Annotated in this window: 17 protein-coding genes; 9 read left to right on the top strand and 8 right to left on the bottom strand. The window is 65.2% G+C overall.

The window, feature by feature from the left end:
* Positions 1 to 66: 66 nt before the first annotated feature.
* Both IH615_RS20590 and pdeM read left to right on the top strand, forming a co-directional pair.
* Entirely contained in the window at positions 67 to 2,553 is a 2,487-nt protein-coding gene (locus tag IH615_RS20590; RefSeq protein WP_291364924.1) for a ligase-associated DNA damage response DEXH box helicase, read from the top strand.
* 41 nt (positions 2,554 to 2,594) lie between these two features.
* Positions 2,595 to 3,257, top strand: a complete 663-nt coding sequence (gene pdeM, locus IH615_RS20585; protein ID WP_291364922.1) for a ligase-associated DNA damage response endonuclease PdeM — start codon at positions 2,595 to 2,597, stop codon at positions 3,255 to 3,257.
* Here the strand turns inward: pdeM and IH615_RS20580 are convergent.
* The 3 genes from IH615_RS20580 to IH615_RS20570 all read right to left on the bottom strand — a co-directional run bounded on the left by IH615_RS20580 (position 3,254) and on the right by IH615_RS20570 (position 8,650).
* A complete protein-coding gene (locus IH615_RS20580; RefSeq protein ID WP_291364920.1) occupies positions 3,254 to 4,015 on the bottom strand; it encodes a TIGR02186 family protein in 762 nt (253 codons plus the stop codon). The two genes, pdeM and IH615_RS20580, sit on opposite strands and share 4 nt — an antisense overlap.
* Positions 4,012 to 4,938 (bottom strand): sulfite exporter TauE/SafE family protein, encoded by a 927-nt coding sequence (locus IH615_RS20575; protein ID WP_291364918.1) that lies wholly within the window; start codon positions 4,936 to 4,938, stop codon positions 4,012 to 4,014. Before IH615_RS20575 ends, IH615_RS20580 begins: the two co-directional genes overlap by 4 nt.
* Before the next feature lie 166 nt (positions 4,939 to 5,104).
* Positions 5,105 to 8,650 (bottom strand): peptidoglycan-binding protein, encoded by a 3,546-nt coding sequence (locus IH615_RS20570; RefSeq protein ID WP_291364917.1) that lies wholly within the window; start codon positions 8,648 to 8,650, stop codon positions 5,105 to 5,107.
* Positions 8,651 to 8,856: 206 nt separating this feature from the next.
* Here IH615_RS20570 and IH615_RS20565 point away from each other — a divergent pair, with 206 nt between their 5' ends.
* A complete protein-coding gene (locus IH615_RS20565) occupies positions 8,857 to 9,528 on the top strand; it encodes a response regulator transcription factor (RefSeq protein WP_291364926.1) in 672 nt (223 codons plus the stop codon).
* Between the two features lie 10 nt (positions 9,529 to 9,538).
* On the opposite strand, the gene IH615_RS20560 is transcribed toward IH615_RS20565, so the two are convergent.
* Together IH615_RS20560 and IH615_RS20555 are read right to left on the bottom strand one after the other, a co-directional pair.
* Positions 9,539 to 10,654, bottom strand: coding sequence for a quinone-dependent dihydroorotate dehydrogenase (locus IH615_RS20560; protein ID WP_291364916.1), 1,116 nt, complete (start codon positions 10,652 to 10,654; stop codon positions 9,539 to 9,541).
* The gene (locus IH615_RS20555) at positions 10,651 to 11,007 is read right to left on the bottom strand and encodes a DUF952 domain-containing protein (RefSeq protein ID WP_291364915.1); all 357 of its coding nucleotides are present in this window, start codon (positions 11,005 to 11,007) and stop codon (positions 10,651 to 10,653) included. The genes IH615_RS20560 and IH615_RS20555 overlap by 4 nt, the downstream gene beginning before the upstream one ends.
* A 128-nt stretch (positions 11,008 to 11,135) precedes the next feature.
* Between IH615_RS20555 and IH615_RS20550 the strand changes: the two genes are divergently transcribed.
* Together IH615_RS20550 and aac(6') are read left to right on the top strand one after the other, a co-directional pair.
* Positions 11,136 to 11,777 carry a helix-turn-helix transcriptional regulator gene (locus tag IH615_RS20550; RefSeq protein WP_291364914.1) on the top strand — a complete coding sequence of 214 codons (642 nt, stop codon included), beginning with the start codon at positions 11,136 to 11,138 and terminating at the stop codon, positions 11,775 to 11,777.
* A 20-nt stretch (positions 11,778 to 11,797) separates the two neighbouring features.
* Positions 11,798 to 12,223, top strand: coding sequence for an aminoglycoside 6'-N-acetyltransferase (aac(6'), locus tag IH615_RS20545; RefSeq protein WP_291364913.1), 426 nt, complete (start codon positions 11,798 to 11,800; stop codon positions 12,221 to 12,223).
* On the opposite strand, the gene IH615_RS20540 is transcribed toward aac(6'), so the two are convergent.
* Positions 12,220 to 12,600, bottom strand: a complete 381-nt coding sequence (locus IH615_RS20540) for a chlorophyllide reductase (RefSeq protein ID WP_291364912.1) — start codon at positions 12,598 to 12,600, stop codon at positions 12,220 to 12,222. The two genes, aac(6') and IH615_RS20540, sit on opposite strands and share 4 nt — an antisense overlap.
* Positions 12,601 to 12,707: 107 nt before the next feature.
* Here IH615_RS20540 and IH615_RS20535 point away from each other — a divergent pair, with 107 nt between their 5' ends.
* Both IH615_RS20535 and IH615_RS20530 read left to right on the top strand, forming a co-directional pair.
* On the top strand, positions 12,708 to 13,295 hold the full coding sequence (locus IH615_RS20535) for a hypothetical protein (protein WP_291364911.1): 588 nt from the start codon (positions 12,708 to 12,710) through the stop codon (positions 13,293 to 13,295).
* Positions 13,296 to 13,300: 5 nt separating this feature from the next.
* Positions 13,301 to 13,525 (top strand): helix-turn-helix transcriptional regulator, encoded by a 225-nt coding sequence (locus IH615_RS20530; RefSeq protein WP_291364910.1) that lies wholly within the window; start codon positions 13,301 to 13,303, stop codon positions 13,523 to 13,525.
* Between the two features lie 75 nt (positions 13,526 to 13,600).
* Here the strand turns inward: IH615_RS20530 and IH615_RS20525 are convergent, their stop codons facing one another.
* Positions 13,601 to 15,211 (bottom strand): lysine--tRNA ligase, encoded by a 1,611-nt coding sequence (locus IH615_RS20525; RefSeq protein ID WP_291364909.1) that lies wholly within the window; start codon positions 15,209 to 15,211, stop codon positions 13,601 to 13,603.
* 137 nt (positions 15,212 to 15,348) lie between these two features.
* Here IH615_RS20525 and IH615_RS20520 point away from each other — a divergent pair, with 137 nt between their 5' ends.
* Entirely contained in the window at positions 15,349 to 15,762 is a 414-nt protein-coding gene (locus IH615_RS20520; protein ID WP_291364908.1) for a tellurite resistance TerB family protein, read from the top strand.
* Between the two features lie 15 nt (positions 15,763 to 15,777).
* Positions 15,778 to 16,464: a DUF2161 family putative PD-(D/E)XK-type phosphodiesterase gene (locus IH615_RS20515; protein ID WP_291364907.1), complete on the top strand. Its 687-nt coding sequence runs from the start codon at positions 15,778 to 15,780 to the stop codon at positions 16,462 to 16,464.
* Here the strand turns inward: IH615_RS20515 and IH615_RS20510 are convergent.
* Entirely contained in the window at positions 16,458 to 17,258 is an 801-nt protein-coding gene (locus IH615_RS20510; RefSeq protein ID WP_291364906.1) for a transporter substrate-binding domain-containing protein, read from the bottom strand. The genes IH615_RS20515 and IH615_RS20510 overlap by 7 nt on opposite strands.
* Positions 17,259 to 17,352: the final 94 nt, after the last annotated feature.

Raw genomic sequence — 17,352 nt, 5'->3', positions numbered from 1 at the left:
CCCTCGATCCCTCCCCTCAAGGGGGAGGGAGGCGAAAGGTCCATGCCTCGGTGCAGGGGTGCCACATTGACTACCACCCTTCCCCCCATCATCACCGACTGGTTTGCCCGCAAGGGCTGGTCGCCCCGCCAGCACCAGCTCGACGTGCTGGCCTCCTGGCAGGCTGGCGCCTCGGCGCTGCTGATCGCCCCGACGGGCGCGGGCAAGACGCTGGCCGGCTTCCTGCCGACGCTGGTCGACCTGGCCGATGGCCAGTTCGACGGGCTGCACACGCTCTACGTCTCCCCGCTCAAGGCGCTGGCGGTCGACGTGCAGCGCAATCTCAATGCGCCGATCCTCGAGATGGGCCTCAAGGTCACAGCCGAAACCCGCACCGGCGACACGCCCGCCTCCAAGCGCGCCCGCCAGCGCGCCAAGCCGCCAAACATCCTGCTGACCACGCCGGAACAGCTCTGCCTGCTGATCAGCCATCCGCATGCCGAACTGTTCTTCGGGTCGCTCCGGCGCATCGTGCTCGATGAGCTGCATGCGCTGGTCACCTCCAAGCGCGGCGAATTGCTGTCGCTCGCCCTCGCGCGCATCGCGAGGCTCGCCCCCGATCTCCGCATCACCGCGCTCAGCGCCACGGTGGCGCGACCGGACCTGCTGCGCGACTGGATCGCCCAGCCGGTGCCCGAGCAACCGACGCACCTGCTGACGGCGTCGGCCGGGGCGCCACCGGTACTCGAAATCCTCGAAACCGAGCAGCGCCTGCCCTGGGCCGGGCATTCGGCGAACTACGCGCATCGCGACCTCTACGAGACCATCAAGCGGCACAAGACGACGCTGCTTTTCGTCAATACGCGCAGCCAGGCGGAAATGCTGTTCCAGGGCCTGTGGGCGGTCAATGACGACATGCTGCCCATTGCGCTGCACCATGGCTCGCTGTCGGTGGAGCAGCGGCGCAAGGTCGAGAGCGCCATGGTTTCGGGCCAGCTCAAGGCCGTGGTCTGTACCTCGACGCTGGACCTGGGCATCGACTGGGGCGATGTCGATCTGGTCGTGCAGGTCGGCGCTCCCAAAGGCAGTTCGCGCATGCTGCAGCGTATCGGCCGCGCCAATCATCGGCTCGACGAGCCGTCCAAGGCGGTGCTGGTGCCGTCCAACCGCTTCGAGGTGCTCGAATGCGAGGCGGCGCTGGAGGCGGTGGCCGAGGGGCACCAGGACAGCGAGGATCCCGTGTCGGGCGGCTATGATGTGCTGGCGCAGCATATTCTGGGCATGGCCTGCGCCGCGCCCTTCGCCGCCGACGATCTCTATGACGAAATCCGACGCGCGTGGCCGTATCGCGATATCGAGCGCGACAAGTTCGACCGGGTGCTGGAATTCGTCGCCACCGGCGGCTATGCGCTCAAGGCCTATGAGCGCTATGCGCGGCTCAAGCAGACCGAGGACGGCAAGTGGCGCATCGCCAATCCGCAGGTGGCCCAGCAATACCGGCTCAATATCGGCACCATCATCGAGGAGCCGATGGTCAAGGTGCGCCTCATCCGCCAGCGCGGATTGAAGAAGGGGCAGAGCAACAGCCCCGTTGGCTATGGGGGGCGGGTGCTGGGCGAAATGGAGGAGTATTTCTTCGGCACGCTGCTACCGGGCGATACCTTCATGTTCGGCGGGGAGATCGTGGCTTTCGAGGGCATGCGCGACAACGAGGCCTTTGTCTCCCGGGCGCAGGCCACCAACCCCAAGATTCCCAGCTATATGGGTGGCAAGTTCCCGCTCTCGACCTACCTCGCCGAACGCGTCCGCAAGATGCTCGATACGCCCGAGAGCTGGAAAGCCCTGCCCGACCAGGTCAGCGACTGGCTGCGCCTGCAGCGCGACATCTCGGTGCTGCCCAGCCGCGATAGCCTCCTGGTCGAGACCTTCCCGAGGGGATCGCAGAATTTCCTGGTCTGCTACCCCTTCGAGGGCAGGCTGGCGCACCAGACGCTGGGCATGCTGCTCACCCGCCGGCTCGAACGCGCCCGCGCCCGGCCGCTGGGCTTCGTCGCCTCTGAATATGCGCTGGCGGTCTGGGGCCTGGGCGATCTGTCGGCGCTGATCCGCACCGACCGCCTGTCGCTCGACGAGCTGTTTTCCGAGGACATGCTGGGCGACGATCTGGAAGCTTGGCTCGACGAGTCGGCGCTGATGAAACGCACCTTCCGCAACTGCGCCATCATTTCCGGGCTGATCGAGCGGCGGCATCCCGGCAAGGAAAAATCCGGCCGGCAGATCACCATGAGCTCGGACCTGATCTACGACGTGCTCTACCAGCACGAGCCCGACCATATCCTGATCCAGGCGACCCGGCGCGACGCGGCACGGGGCCTGCTTGATATCGAGCGGCTGGGCGATATGCTGCGGCGTATTCGCGGGCATATCGTGCACAAGGCATTGCCACGGATTTCCCCTCTCGCCGTGCCGGTCATGCTCGATATCGGCAAGGAGCCGATTTTCGGGGAAGGGCGCGAATCGGCTATGGCTGATGCTGCCGATGAATTGATGCGCGAGGCCCTCGGGCAATCTTGAACTACCCATTATCTAGAGCCGAGATCACGGAGACGCCGATCTTGCGCTTTGCCGGCCAGAATTTCGAACCCCTGCCCTCGGGCGCCCTGTTCTGGCACAGCCAGCGCACGCTGCTGGTCGCCGATCTGCATTTCGAGAAGATGGCCAGTTTCGCCCGGCGCGGGCAGATGCTGCCGCCCTACGATACGGGCATGACCCTGGCGCGGCTCGAAGCAGATCTTCGCCGCACCGGCGCGCAGCGTCTGGTGTCACTGGGGGACAGTTTTCACCGCGCCGATGCTAGCAGTCTGTTAACCAATTCGGACAGGATGCGGATTGATGCGATGACCGACATGGTCGATTGCATCTGGCTGTCCGGCAACCACGACCCGGTGCCGCATGCCATTGGCGGCACCTGCCTGGCAGAACTTGAGCTCGCGGGGATAAGCCTCGCGCATGAGCCAAGACGCGGCGCGGCGGGACTCATCGCGGGCCATCTGCACCCCGCGGCCCATATCTATATCGAGGGCCGCACCACCCGCCGGCCCTGCTTCGTGCACGACAATCGCCTGCTGATCCTGCCGGCCTATGGCGCTTCCACGGGCTCGATCAACATCCTGTCGCCGGCCTTTGTCGGGCTTTTCCATTGGCCGGCGCTGGAGGTGACGATGCTGGGCAAGGACCGCACCTATCCGGTCAGCCCCAAGCGGCTGGTCCGCGGCTAGCGGCGGAAGAGAACGCCGCCCATCCAGCCGGTGAACAGCGCCAGGATAACGCAGATCACGCCATAGAGCAGCGGCTGCTGCACGGCCGAGAGGGCCAGGAAGCGCTCGAAGCCGATCTTGCGCACGGCAAAGCCTTCCGACTTGCGGGCAATGATCTCGCCGTTCTTGAACACATAGGTCAGCGCGATATAGGGACCGGGCGGGGCATTGCTGGGCAGGGTCAACCGGGCCGAATAGAAGTTCTCGGCCGGGAAGTTGACGCCGTTTTCCTGCACGCCGAACAGTCCCTGCTCGGTCATCAGTCGCACCAACTCCCGGCCAAACACCGCGCCCTTCCACCAATCGTCGCTACTGGTCGCCAGGGTGTGGGACTCGGGCAGGATGAGATTGGTGGTGAGGGTCGTCACATCCGTAATGTCGGTCAGCCGGGCGCTGGACAGGACATGGAAGTAGCTGGGAAAATTGAGGAACTCGACCTGTTCGGTATTGAGCCAGACGCCCAGGACATTGGTCTTCTGCCAGGCGACCCGGTTTTGCGTGGGCCCCAGGACGACGACCACAACATGGAACGGGCCGGTGACGAATTTCTGGTCGGAGCCGGCATCGGGGATGATGGTGCCGAAGAAGTTCATGCGCTCGCCATCAAAGCTCGAGGTGATCTCCACCGTGTCGTTGGACACCAGCGAAACCAGCCGCTCGGCGTGAGCGGGTGCGACAAGCCCCAACAGGACAGCGAGGAGGAGCAGCAGCCGGCTCATTGCGTCTGCCCCATCACGGCCATGCTGAAGACGTCGGCTGGCGCCAGCACCAGCGACAGGCCAAACCGAATGGCGACGGCCAGCACCAGTAGCGCCAGGAGGCCCCGCAACTGTTCGCCGCGCAGATACTTGCCGGCAGAGGCGCCAAACTGGGCGCCCGCTGTGCCGCCCACCATAAGGCAGAAGGCCAGCAGGATATCGACGCTCTGGCTCTGGACTGCATGCAGGATGGTTGTCGCGGCCATCATCGCCACCACCTGGGCCAGCGAGGTGCCGATGACCACATTGCCGGGCACCCGCAGCAGATAGACGAGCGCCGGCACCATGATGAAACCGCCGCCAATGCCGAGCAGCGAACCGACAAAGCCGATGAAGAGGCCGATGATCAGCACGGGCAGCACGCTGATATAGAGCCGCGATTTCTTGAAGCGCACCCGCATGGGCAGGCCATGGATCCAGTTGTGCTGGTTGGGCAGGCGCTCGCGAACGATGATGCCCCTGCGCTGCTTGAGGATGGCGCGGGTGGATTCGATCAGCATCAGCGTGCCGACGGAGCCGAGCAGGACGAGAAAGCCGAACGAGATGACGAAGTCGAGCTGGCCGGCGTCACGCAGCAGGGCGAAAGCCGCGACGCCGCCAAATGCCCCCAGCACACCCGACAGCACCAGGTAGAGCGCCAGATGCAGGTCGATGGCACCGCGTCGATAATGCGCCAACGCACCAGACGTCGAGGCGGCGACCACCTGGCCGGTGACCGAGGCCACGGCAACCGGCGCGGGAACGCCCGAGAAGATCAGCAGCGGGGTCAGCAGGAAGCCGCCGCCCACGCCGAACAGACCCGACAGAAAGCCGACCGCCCCTCCGATCCCCACGAGAAAGAAGAGGTTCACGGACAGCTCGGCGATCGGCAGGTAGATCTGCAAGACCCTGATCCGTTGGAATTGACTACGCCGCACAACCTTACAGGATCGTACGTCAACAATAGGTCAAAGGTTCCCGTCTTGCGGCGGAAACCTTTGACAATGCGGGCTTACGGCCGGGCCGGGCCGGTGTCAAACGACAGTTCCATGTCAGTCGGTCTGACAGGCGTCAGACGGGCTGACTACCCAGCACCGCAAGCAGGCGCGGATTGACGACGCCGCTTTCACTCATGCCGGTGCCGCGTTCGAAGGCCTTGATGGCCTCGGCCGTCTTGGGTCCGGCCATGCCATCGGGAACACCAACATCAAAGCCGAGCTTGCTCAGCACCATCTGCACCTTGGACACCACGTCCTTGGTGGTGATGGCCTCGCCTGGATCGAAGCCTGCAGACCAGGTGCCCAGCGGCGCAAAGTTGGCGGCCAGGTCAATCGGTTCGGCCTTCCAGAGATTTATCTCGTCCCCAAGGCGACCGACGGCTTCAGCCGTCAGCGACTTGGCAATGTCGTCACGGGCGTTGGCAGCATCGGCGTCGCCGTTGCGCGCGGCCAGCGAGAACCACTTGTAGGATTGTTCGAAATCCTGCTCGACGCCCAGGCCGCGGGCATAGAGCATGCCCAGGTTGAACTGGCTGTCGGTCATGCCGCGGGCGGCTGCCTGGGCAAACCACTCGGCCGCCGATTCAAACTGCTGCTCGCCGAGCTGTCCACCGGCATAGAGGGCAGCCAGATTGTGCATGGCCATGCGGTTGCCGGCCTCGGCGCCGCGCTGGTACCAGAGCTTGGCGACCTCGAAATCCTTGTCTACCCCCTGGCCGGCTTCATAAAGGTTGCCGATGCGATACTGGGCGGGAACGAAGCCCTGCGCCGCGGCACGCTCGTACCACTTGGCGGCCTCGACATAATCCTGGGTGATCGCGCGGCCTTCAGTGTAGATGGCGCCGATCTCGAACTGGGCGCGGGCGTCGCCGTTGGCGGCGGCCTGGCGCAGTTCGAGCGGACCGACGCCTTCCGGCGGCAGCTCGAAAGTGTCGGTAACGACGGCTGTGGCACCGGGAATGCTGCCGGTGACGTCGGGAGCGATTTCAGTTGGGATGTCGGCCGGGGCCGTTTCTGCGGACCCAGTACCGGGCAGTGCCATCAGCGATGGCGGCATCGGCGTGGCTTCGGCGGACCTGGTGAAGCTCATGGGCTGATTGGGATTGATCGACGCCGTGGTCGTGCCGTCAATCATGTCGATGACGCGCGGCTCGGGCCGAACCAGGGAGACGTCATCGGAGGCCGAGGGCGTGGCCGACGGCTGCTCGGTGGTCTGGGCGGGTGGAGCCGCGGGAGCGCGCGCCGCGCCCATGCGCTGCATGACCAGGTTCAGCGCCAGCATCGAGACCGCGACCAGAACCGCGGCCAGGAGCAGCGGACGGCGATGACGGGTGAGGAAGCTCGGCCGCTCGACCGGTGCGTCCCCCTCGGCGTCGACACCGAAGGCGGGCGCCGTGGCCGGCGTCTCAGCAGGACTGGATTTCTTTGGCTTGGTCGGCTTGGCGGCTTTGGCGGGCTTTTCGGCCTTGGGTTCTGGCACCGGCTCATCGCCGGTTGGCACTGCTGCGGCCGAACCCGGCATGACGCGCGCCAGGGCACGGCCGATCAGGGAATTGCTGGAGCCGGCGGCCGGGGTCGAGGCTTCCTGGCGCGCCCGCTGGGCACGACGGGCTGCCGCCACAAAGGTGCTCGTGCTGCTCTGACTGACCGGTGTTTCCACCTGGGGGGCCGTCATTGGCGGCGGCAAGAAGGGATCGGACTCGGCCTTGGCCAGGCTCGATTGTGGCCGCGGCGGGCGTTCCACGCTGCCCGGATCAAATACCGGCCGGCCGGGGACGGCGGCTGGCTCGCTGACGGCAACCTGCGGGCGGGTGCCCACCTTGGCATCGAGTGCCGCACGGACGGGACCGGCATCCTTGAAGCCGGGGTCCACCAGCGGAGCCTCGTCGGCCGGGTTGGCCGGCATGGCGTCGCTCTTGGCCGCCGATTTCGGACCCGACAACGCAGTCAGGATGGCGTCGAACCTGGCGCGGTCTTCCTCCGGCTCGGCAGCCGGCGCGGCGGGAGATGCCGACGGCTCGCGAACCGGCATTGCGCTGCGGTCCTGCCGACCGCTGAGCACTGCCTCAAGCCGCGTCAGGCGCTCTGCCGTGTCCTTGCCGGCCGTGTTGAAGAGGGCTTCCATGCGCCGCTCCAGCGCAACCATGCCTTCCTGGTTCATACCGCCGGCAGCCGGGGTCGATTTGGCCACGGCTTCCGACGTGCGCTCAGCCACCATGGCGGCCAGTGTCTCGTAATCAGGAGTCTTCCCGGCCGATTTGATCAGCCCGGCCAGCCGGTCTTCGATGCTCTTGAGGCTGTCGGGGCCGAACATGGCGACCGGCGCCGGCGCCTTGCGGGTCACGGCGTCGCTGGTGCGTTCGGCGACCAGCGTCGCCATGGCTTCGAGATCGGTCGGGTCAGATGGGGTGGAGTAGAGCTTGGCCAGGCCATTGAGCTGGGCGCCGGTCTCGTCCATGCGCTCCATCAGCAGCTTGAGCTGGTTCTCGACCTGAGTGGTATCGGCTGCCGGCACTATGCGGTCCGACAGGGCCTCGATCTGGCTCTCGATGCGCTGGAAGCGCGGTTCCATACCGGCCAGGACCGCGTCGCGCAGCGAGGCGATGTCCTGCTTCAGGCCGGCCACGTCGCCATTGGCTTCGTCGAAACTGCCGATGCGGGAGGCGAGGGCGTCTACCTTGGCCACGAGCGTGCTGGGGGCGGCGTCGCGGTCCTTCATGGCCTGGGTGAAGGCGGCCATTTCTGAGGTCAGGCGTTCGAAGTCGCCCGATGACAAAGTGACGTTCTTCTCGATCGAGTCGATGCGATCATAGACGTTGCGCACGCTCTGCTCGATGGCGTGCATGGCGGGAGCCAGCGTAGCCGCGGCCGGCTCGGCGCGGCGCTCTTCGCGCGCGATTTCGCGCTCCATCTGCTGGGCCTGCAGCTCGGCCAGCTTGCCCACGGTTGCCGAGACATCATCGAGCCTGGTGTTGATGGCCGAGAGGTCGACCCGCGGGCCGCCTTCGATGAGGGCCGCCAAGGCGCCGATCTGGGCTTCGAGGCGCTTGACCTGGCCAGTCTCGCCCACCGCGCCCGCCAGTAATTCGACGACATGGGTGAGTTGTTCGACCTGGGCGGCGACTTCGCGCACACTGCCATTGCCTGATTGCTGCGACTTGAGTTCGCTTTCGAGGCGTTCGAGACGCCCGGACAGGCCACCGACCAGCGACGTCAGCTCGCGGAATTCGGGCATGTCCCGGGGCCGGCGGCCAAGGGCAGCGGCTGGCGCCGACATCTGGCGTCCGCGAATTTCGGCGATAGCGCTGGTCAGCTCGTCCTGATCGCCATGGAGCGGGCCAAGGTCGTCGCGTTCGGTGAAGCGGTCGACAGCGCGCTTGACGGTGCGCAATGCCTCACGGCGGCGTACTGCCGGCTCGGGCCCCACCACCTGGTCGCGCAGGTTGCGCACGCGACGCGCCAGTCCGGTCAGGGCCGGTTCGGGAGCTTCCTGGTGGGCGTAGCGCCCCTCCACCTGATCGAGCAGGGCAACCAGTTCGCCGCGCAGGGCCTGCCATTCGCCGGCCTGCGGTTCCGCGGCCGGGTCGGACATTTCCGTGGGTTGATAGGCGCGGGCCATGATTTGTCCCTGTCATGAAAAGACGGACCCCTCGCAATTCAACACGAAGGTATGACGGTCACTCTTGGGAAAACATGGTAAAGAACCCGTTAAGTATTGCTGCAATTTGCGAAAGCCACGGGCCGAAAGACCTGTTTTCTTGGGAAAAGAGACAGTCGAATCGGCGCAATGCGATATTGTCCAGCCGTGAGGAGCCCGCCATCGCCATGACCCGCCGCCGCATCATCATTGTCGACGACCACCCGCTGTTCCGGGCCGCGCTGCGGCAGACGCTGTCGGGCGGCGATGCGACGGTGACAGTGGAGGAAGCTGGCGATCTCAACGGGCTCAGCGCGGCGCTCGATGCGGATCGCGACTGCGACCTAGTGCTGCTCGACCTCAACATGCCAGGGGTGCGGGGATTTTCGGGGCTGCTGCTGCTGCGCGCGCAGTATCCCGACATTCCCGTGATGATCATCTCGGCGGTGGAGGACAGCACGGTGATCCGGCGGGCGTTCGAACTCGGCGCTGCTGGCTATCTCCACAAATCGGTGGGGCCCACGGAAATCCGCCGCGCCATCGAGACGGTGCTTTCGGGTGAGGTCTTCGTGCCCGAGGGGACGATGCTCGATGGCGATGACAGCCACACCGCGCTGATGCGCCGGCTATCGACGCTGACGCCGCAACAGGTGCGCGTGCTGATGATGCTCAGCGATGGGCTGATGAACAAGCAGATTGCCTATGAGCTCTCGATCTCGGAGGCGACAGTCAAGGCCCATGTCTCGGCGATCCTGCAGAAGCTGGACGTGGATAGCCGCACCCAGGCTGTGATCGCCGCGGCGCGCATCGAGGATGGGCAGTTCGAAGCCCTGTTCTCGATCGGAGCCGCGAAGGCCTAGTTTCCCAGACCTACTGCGAGACCGTCGCCCTGCCCTCGGCCCAGTCGGCTGTTTTGGTGCCGACCAGTTGGCCGATATTGGTCTTGCCCTCGGCACGGACCGCAGCAATCAGACCTCGCTTGAGGCGGTCCAGCAGGTCCAGGCCGGTGAATACCAGCGCGGAATAGAGCTGGATGGCGTTGGCGCCGGCCTTGATCTTGGCGAGCGCCGATTGCGGTGAATGAATGCCACCGACACCGATGATCGGCAGCGTGCCGACACGCTGGCGCATCTGCGCCAGGCGCCGGGTCGAGAGGTCGAACAGCGGCTTGCCGGACAGGCCGCCGGTTTCGGTGGCGTTTTCGAGGCCCGTCACCGCATCGCGGGTGATGGTGGTGTTGGAGATGATCAAGCCATCCAGATCGGTCGCCAGGACTACTGCGGCAATGGCGTCGAGTGCCGCCTCATCGAGATCTGGCGCGATCTTGAGGAAAACCGGGACGCGGGTCTTTGCCTTGGCGCGGGCCGCCAGCACCTCGCCCAGGAGGCGGCGCAATGCCTCGTCGGCCTGCAGGTTGCGCAGGCCGGGCGTATTGGGAGAGGAGACATTGACGGTCAGGTAGTCCGCCAGGTCGGCGAAACGCTTCACGCCCAGCACATAATCGGCGACGAAGTCAGTGCTGTCCTTGTTGGCCCCAATGTTGACGCCAAGCGCCGCCGGCACGCGCTGGCCCTTGAGACGGGCGAAGGCCGCCTCATGCCCCTCATTGTTGAAGCCCATGCGGTTGATGACGCCTTCGGCCGCGGCGATGCGGAACAGGCGGGGCTTGGGATTGCCCGCCTGCGGGCGCGGGGTGACGGTGCCGATCTCGACCATGCCGAAGCCCATCAGGGCCAGCGGACGCGCCACTTCGGCATTCTTGTCGAAACCGGCCGCCATGCCGACGGGGTTGGTGAGTTCGAGCCCGCATAGATTGGTGCGCAGTTCGGCCCCATCGGGGTGGCTCTGTTCGGGAGCCAGACCCAGGCGAAGCGCGGTGATGGTGGCGCCATGCGCGGTCTCGGGGTCCATCTTGAGCAGGGCTTCACGGGTAAGGCCCGACAGTGCCGGGATGCGCAGCAGCGGCGAGAGCGCGGAAAGAATCATCGGACAGCCTCGGGCAGTGTGCAGGAGCCGTCGGCGGCCACGCTCAACGGCGCCTCCCAGGCAATTGCAGAAATGGGCAGCGGGCCCCCATGGAGATGGGGAAACAGCGCACCACCGCGCGAGGGTTCCCAGACGAGGCCAGCGCCGAGATCGGCGCTGCGGACGGCCAGCAGCACCAGGCCACCCTGGCCGGCAAAGTGCAGGCGGAGCGTTTCGGGCAGTTGGGCCGCCGTCGAGAAATGCATGTAGCCGTCGGCGGCATCGATGGGCATGCCGGCAAAGGCGGGGCCGCCACGCGATGGTACGAAAGCGGCTTCGGTCGCAATCTTGTAGACGAATTCTGGGGTGCTCATGGCCGCGAACCTAATGGCGAGGCCGGGACGCTGCAAGCGGGGGGCGGGTCTTTACAAGGAGAGCTGGGGGGGATAAGAATAGGACTTAATTCCAATCATAAGACATCTGTCCTTCCTCGAGTACTGCCATGCTGTCACACAGAGCCATCTGGGACGGGATCGACGCCCTTGCCCGTCGGCATGGCCACTCGGTTTCAGCCCTGGCCAAGTTGGCGGGGCTCGACGCAACAGCCTTCAACGTGTCCAAGCGCGTCAGCAAGGATGGCCGCGAGCGCTGGCCCTCGACCGAGAGCATTTCCAAAATCCTCGATGCCACGGGCGAGAGCTTCGATTCGTTCCTCTCGGGTAGCGGGGCGTTCCTGCAGATGAACGACAACCAGCTCCACCGCACAGTACCGCTGCTCGGCCTGGCCCAGGCCGGCACGGGCGGCTTCTTCGACAGCGCTGGCTTTCCGGCGGGCCAGGGCTGGGACGAAATCGCCCTGCCCTCCCCCGGCGAAGGCGGGATTTATGCGCTCGAAGTGCAGGGCGACTCCATGGAGCCCCTCTATCGCGAGGGGGATCGTATCGTCGTCTCCCCGACCGAACAGGTCCGACGGGGCGACCGGGTCGTGGTCAAGACGCGCGATGGCGAAGTCATGGCCAAGATTCTCTATCGCCAGACCGGCAAGCAGATCGAGCTGCGCTCCATCAACCCGGCCTATGAACCGCGCATAGTCGACTTGGCGGATGTCGAGTGGATCGCCCGGATCATCTGGGCCAGCCAGTGATCAGTATCGCTGTCGCCAAATTGGAGGACGCCGCCGATTGGGCGGCGATGCGGCAAGCGCTGTGGCCAAAGGGAAATCCCGGCGTGCATGACGCCGACATTGCTCAAATGCTCGCCGCTCCGGGCGACACGATCAATCTTATCGCGCGGGCCGACCATGGCCGGCCCGCAGGCTTCGCCGAAGCCGGCCTGCGCCACGATTATGTTAATGGCACCGAGAGTTCGCCGGTGGCGTTTCTCGAAGGCATCTATGTGGCGCCGGCGTTTCGCCGGACCGGGGTAGCGCGGCAACTGGTGGAAGCCGTCGAGAATTGGGCGCGGCAGCAGGGCTGCAGCGAGCTGGCGTCCGACACCGGCATTGCCAACATCGCCAGCCAGAAATTGCACGACGCGCTTGGCTTCAGCGAAACCCAGCGCGTCGTGTATTTTCGCAAGGTGCTGGGCTAGCGGCAGCCGCCGCGGCTGAACATGTCGGCAATGATGATCGGGGTGGCGGCGGTTTCGGTCCATAGCGCCTGGTCCGGCACTGCGGCCGATAGCGCCGCGATGGCGACGCTTTCATCCAGACTGAACGCGGCCGTGCAGTGGACGGGCGCGGCGCCGCGCGCCTGGGACTCCGACATCATCAGGCCGGTGGTTTCGCCGATGCCCGCCAGGTAGGCGATCACCGTTGTACGAGCGGCGGCGTCGGATTGGGCGCGGGTCGCCATCTCCATGACCTGGGCTACCGAAATCTGCCCCTTGCTGGTGCTTGATGCGGCGTGGGCGGTCGCAATTGTGGACCCGGCAAGCAGCAGGGCGAGGACGACGAAGACAAAGCGCATGATAGTTTCCTTATCGTTGAACGATGCATGCATATCCTTTTGCAGAATTTTCTTATTGTCAAACGATAATTATCGCGCTAGAGGTCGGCCCGTAACGGAGACATCACATGATCGATACCAAAGCCCGGCCCCTGCATGCGGGCCAGTTCGCCGGCTTCAGCATCCCCGTCGCCGCCCGCACGGCGCTTTTGTTCAACAGCCTCGCGGTGACGGCAGTAGCGATCGCTGCGCTCCTGCCGCTGGCCGTAGTGCTTTACTGGACCGTGACCGATGCCAGCGACCTGGTGCGGTCCATCGGCCTGGCCCCAGACATCCTGACCGAGATCGGCACGTTGCATCGCGTCGGTGCCGCCCTGATCACGGTCTTCACGGTATTGCCGCTGTCATGGGGCCTGGTGCGGCTGCGGGTCTGCTTCATCGAATTTGCCAATGGCCGGCCTTTTGCCGCCAAAGGCGTGGCCGGATTGCGCGACTTCGCCACCGGCGTGACGCTTGCCGCCATCGCCAAGCCGGTGGGCTTCACGCTGCTCGTATTGGCGCTGAGCTGGAATGCACCGCCCGGCATGCGGCAGCTCGCCATTCAGATCGACAGTGACACGCTGATCATGGCGCTGTTCGCTGCCACGGTCGCTTCGCTGGGCTGGGCCATGGAGAAGGCCGCCTTCATCGCCGAAGAAAACAGTCAGTTCGTGTGACGACCATGGGGATCAAGGTCAATCTCGCCGTCATGCTGGCGCGGCGCAACGTCAAGTCCAAGGACCTGGCCGAATATATCGGCATCACCGAGGCCAACCTGTCGCTGCTCAAGCAGGGCAAGGTCAAGGGCATCCGTTTCGACACGCTCGACGCCATCTGCCGATACCTCGAATGCCAGCCGGGGGACATCCTGGAGCACGATGCGGCAGTGGCCGAGGCCGTGGACTAATTACCGGCCGCACCTATGGCCGGCATGGTGGTGTGGCGCATGTCCTCGTAGTCCGTGCGCCACACTATCTCGACCTCAGCCCAGCATCTTGCCGGCCAGCGCATCCGCAATCAGCTTGCGGGTCTCGGCCACGCCGAACAGGGCGATGAACGAGCCGAAGCGGGGCCCCTGATCGTCGCCGAGCAGCACCTGGTAGATGGCCTTGAACCAGTCGCGGAGCGGCTCGAACTTGTGCGCATTGCCGATGGCATAGACCAGGTCCTGCAGGGCGCCGCCATCGGTGGAGCCCTCATAGGCTGCCAGTTGATCGTGCAGGTCCTGCAGGGCGGCACGCTCCTGCTCGGTGGGGGCGCGATAGGTCTTAAACGGCTTCACCTTGTCGTTGAAGTAGCGCACGGCGTAGCCGGCCAGCCGGTCGATCTCAGGATGGGTATGGGGCGTCGCGCCATGCAGATAGCGCGAGATGAAGCCCCACATGACCCGGGTATCCTCGGCGTTTGCCGTGGCCACCAGGTTCAGCAGCAGCGCAAAGCTCAGCGGCACGTCCGGGGTCGGCACGGTGCCGTAGTGAACGTGGAAAACCGGGTTTTCCAGCCGTGCAGCAGCGTCCTGCTGCTGATAGGCGGCGATGAAGCTGTAATATTCGTCCACGGCGCGCGGGATGACATCGAAATGCAGCCGCTTGGCCGTGCGCGGCTTCTGGAACATGTAGAGCCCCAGGCTTTCGGTGCCGGCATAGGTCAGCCACTCGTCGATGGTCAGGCCATTACCCTTGGACTTGGAAATCTTCTGGCCCTCGGAATCGAGGAACAGCTCATAGACATAATGCTCGGGCGCCTTGCCACCGAGGATTTCGCAGATCCTGTCGTAGATCGGCGCGTTGGTCTGGTGATCCTTGCCGAACATCTCGAAATCAACGCCCAGGGCGGCCCAGCGCATGCCGAAATCGGGCTTCCACTGCATCTTCACATGGCCGCCAGTGACGGGCAGCGTGGTGTCGCTGCCGTCTTCGTCGGTGAAGGTCACCGTGCCGTTCTTGGCGTCGACTTCCTTCATGGGCACATAGAGCACCCGCCCCGATATCGGGGAGATCGGCAGGAAGGGGCTATAGGTTGCCTGGCGTTCTGCGCCCAGGGTGGGGAGCATCACCGCCATGATGTCGTCATAGCGCTCGGCGGCGCGCAGCAGCACGGCGTCGAACTTGCCGGACTTGTAGTAGTCGGTGGCGCTGGCGAATTCGTAGTCGAAGCCGAAGGTGTCGAGGAAACGACGCAGCATGGCGTTGTTGTGCGCGCCGAAGCTGTCGTACTCGTTGGTCCAGGGATCGGGCACCGAAGTCAGCGGACGCTGCAGATGCGGCTCCATGGCCTCCTTGGACGGCACGGTATCCGGAATCTTGCGCATGCCGTCCAGGTCGTCCGAAAAGCACAGCAGGCGTGTCGGAACCTGGTCGCGGGTCAACAGTCGGAAGGCCGTGCGCACCATGGTGGTGCGGGCCACTTCGCCGAACGTGCCGATATGGGGCAGGCCCGAGGGGCCATAGCCGGTCTCGAACAGGGCTTCGCCCTTGCCCGATTTCTCCAGCCGCTTGACCAGTTTCCGGGCTTCCTCAAACGGCCAGGCGCGGGCAGTCTGGGCGGCGTCGAAGAACGCGGGATCGAGCGGGGGCAACGGAGCGGGCGACAAGGTCTGGCCTTTCAGGAGAAGGAAGTGCCGGTGTGTTGCATCCAACGGGGCCAACGTCAACGTTTTCGGGGCCGACGCTTGCCAAGGGCCCGCGACACGCCTAGCTATCGCAGTCAGACCAGACCCGGGAATACCTGATGTCCAATGCCGCCCACGACGCCCTCGTCCACCTGATGATCGTCGCCGCTTCGTCCGATAGCGCCATGACCGAAAAGGAACTGGTGCGCATCCAGAGTCTCATCGGGCGCTTGCCGGTGTTCGAGGGGTTCGACAAGAACCGGCTGGCGGCGGTAGCCAATGCCTGCGCCGACAAGCTCAACGGCCCGGGCGGGCTCGACCAGGTGATCGACGATGCCATCGCGGCGCTGCCCACGAAGTTGCAGGACACTGCCTATGCGCTGGCGGTGGAAGTGGCGGCGGTGGATCTGCATCTCGAGCAGGAGGAATTGCGGTTCCTCGAGCTGCTACGCGACAAACTCGATCTGGACCGACTGACCACGGCGGCGATCGAAGTGGCGGCACGGGCGCGGCACCGGCGGCTGCCCAGCTAAGCTGCACCTGACGCGATGGAAACTTCGCTCTATCAGCCGGTCAAAGCCTTCCTCGAAGCTGCCGGCTACGAGGTCAAGGGCGAAATCGGCAATTGCGACCTTGTCGGTCTGAGCGCGTCCGACCCATCCATCGTCGTGGTCTGCGAGTTGAAGCTGAGCTTCAATCTCGAACTGATCCTGCAGGCTGTCGATCGCGCCACCATTGCCGACGAGGTCTGGATCGCCGCGCGGATTTCCGCCAAAGGCAAGGGCCGCGAGGCCGACAAGCGCTATCGCAATCTCTGCCGGCGGCTCGGCATCGGCATGCTTGGCGTGTCCGACATGGGCGATGTCAGCGTCATCGTCAGCTCCATATCCCCGATGCCGCGGACCAATCCGAAGCGCCGGTCGCGGCTGGTGCGCGAGCATCAGCGGCGGCGCGGCGATCCGGCACTGGGTGGCAGCACGCGGACGCCGATCATGACGGCGTATCGGCAGCAGGCGCTGATCTGCGCTGAGGCCCTGTTCGAGGGTCCTCTAAGGCCCAGGGATATCAAGCCCATGGCGCCGGACGCGGGCAAGATATTGCTCGGCAATGTCTATGGCTGGTTCGGCCGCGTCACCAACGGCGTCTATGAATTGACAGAGGCCGGGCGCCAGACCGTGACGCAGCATCGCGAACGCCGGCTGGAAGGCAGTGCGGTCCAGCCTGGTCCTCAGTAGAAGCCGACGGGGAACCAGCGCAGGTAGAGTTCGTCCAGCGCCCCGCTGTCCTTGAGCTTGACCAGCGCCCAGTCAATGGCGTGCCGGACGGAGTCATGGCCGGCAGGGACCGCGATGGCCAGGCCTTCGCCGAACAGGTTCGGGCGGAAATAGGGCTCGCCGGCAAAGCCGCAGCAGGTCAGGTTCTCATTGAGCCAGAACGAGGCGCGCATGGCATCGCCGAAAAAGGCATCCGCCGCGCCATCCTCGACGGCTTCCAGCGCCGCAATCTCGCTGTCGAAGCGCGCAATCGTCACATCGGGCAGATAGCGCGTGAGGAAGGCCTCATGCGTGCTGCCGCCGCGGACGGAGACGGTCTGGCCGGCAAGGGCATCGGCGTCGAAGGTACCGATATCGGGCGCGCGGGTGACGAACCGTCCGGGCAGCGCCAGGTAGATCGAGGAAAAATCGAACAGGGCACCATTCTCTTCGGTCATGGCCAGGCCTGCGATCAGCGCGTCGCCCTGGCTGTCGGCCAGCGCACTGGCGGCCTGCTCCCAGGGCCAGGCCTGGATGGTGCAGGCGACGTTGGCCTCGGCGCATATGCGCTTGGCCAGGTCGACATTGAAGCCGATCAGTTCCCCGGTGGCATCGCGGAAGTTGAACGGCGGGAAATCGGCGGTAGTCAGGAAGCGGATGGCCGGTATCGGCGTCAGGCTGGGCAGGATTTCGCGCGCGCTGGGATCTGAGTGATAGGGGAGCGACTGGGCGAAAGCAGGGGTGATGAGGAGGCCAAAAATGAGGGCGCCGAGCAAGCGGCCCCACCCCCTCCTACCGCTTTCACGGGTGGCGTATCGCCGGGAACTTTCGGTCCGTTCGCCTCCCTCCCCCTTGAGGGGAGGGAATGAG

It is taken from the genome of Devosia sp. (genome assembly GCF_014860165.1).
Classification (GTDB): Bacteria; Pseudomonadota; Alphaproteobacteria; order Rhizobiales; family Devosiaceae; genus Devosia.
The sequence above is the reverse complement of the archived record's forward strand: the minus strand, read 5'-3'. Positions and strand labels throughout refer to the sequence as shown.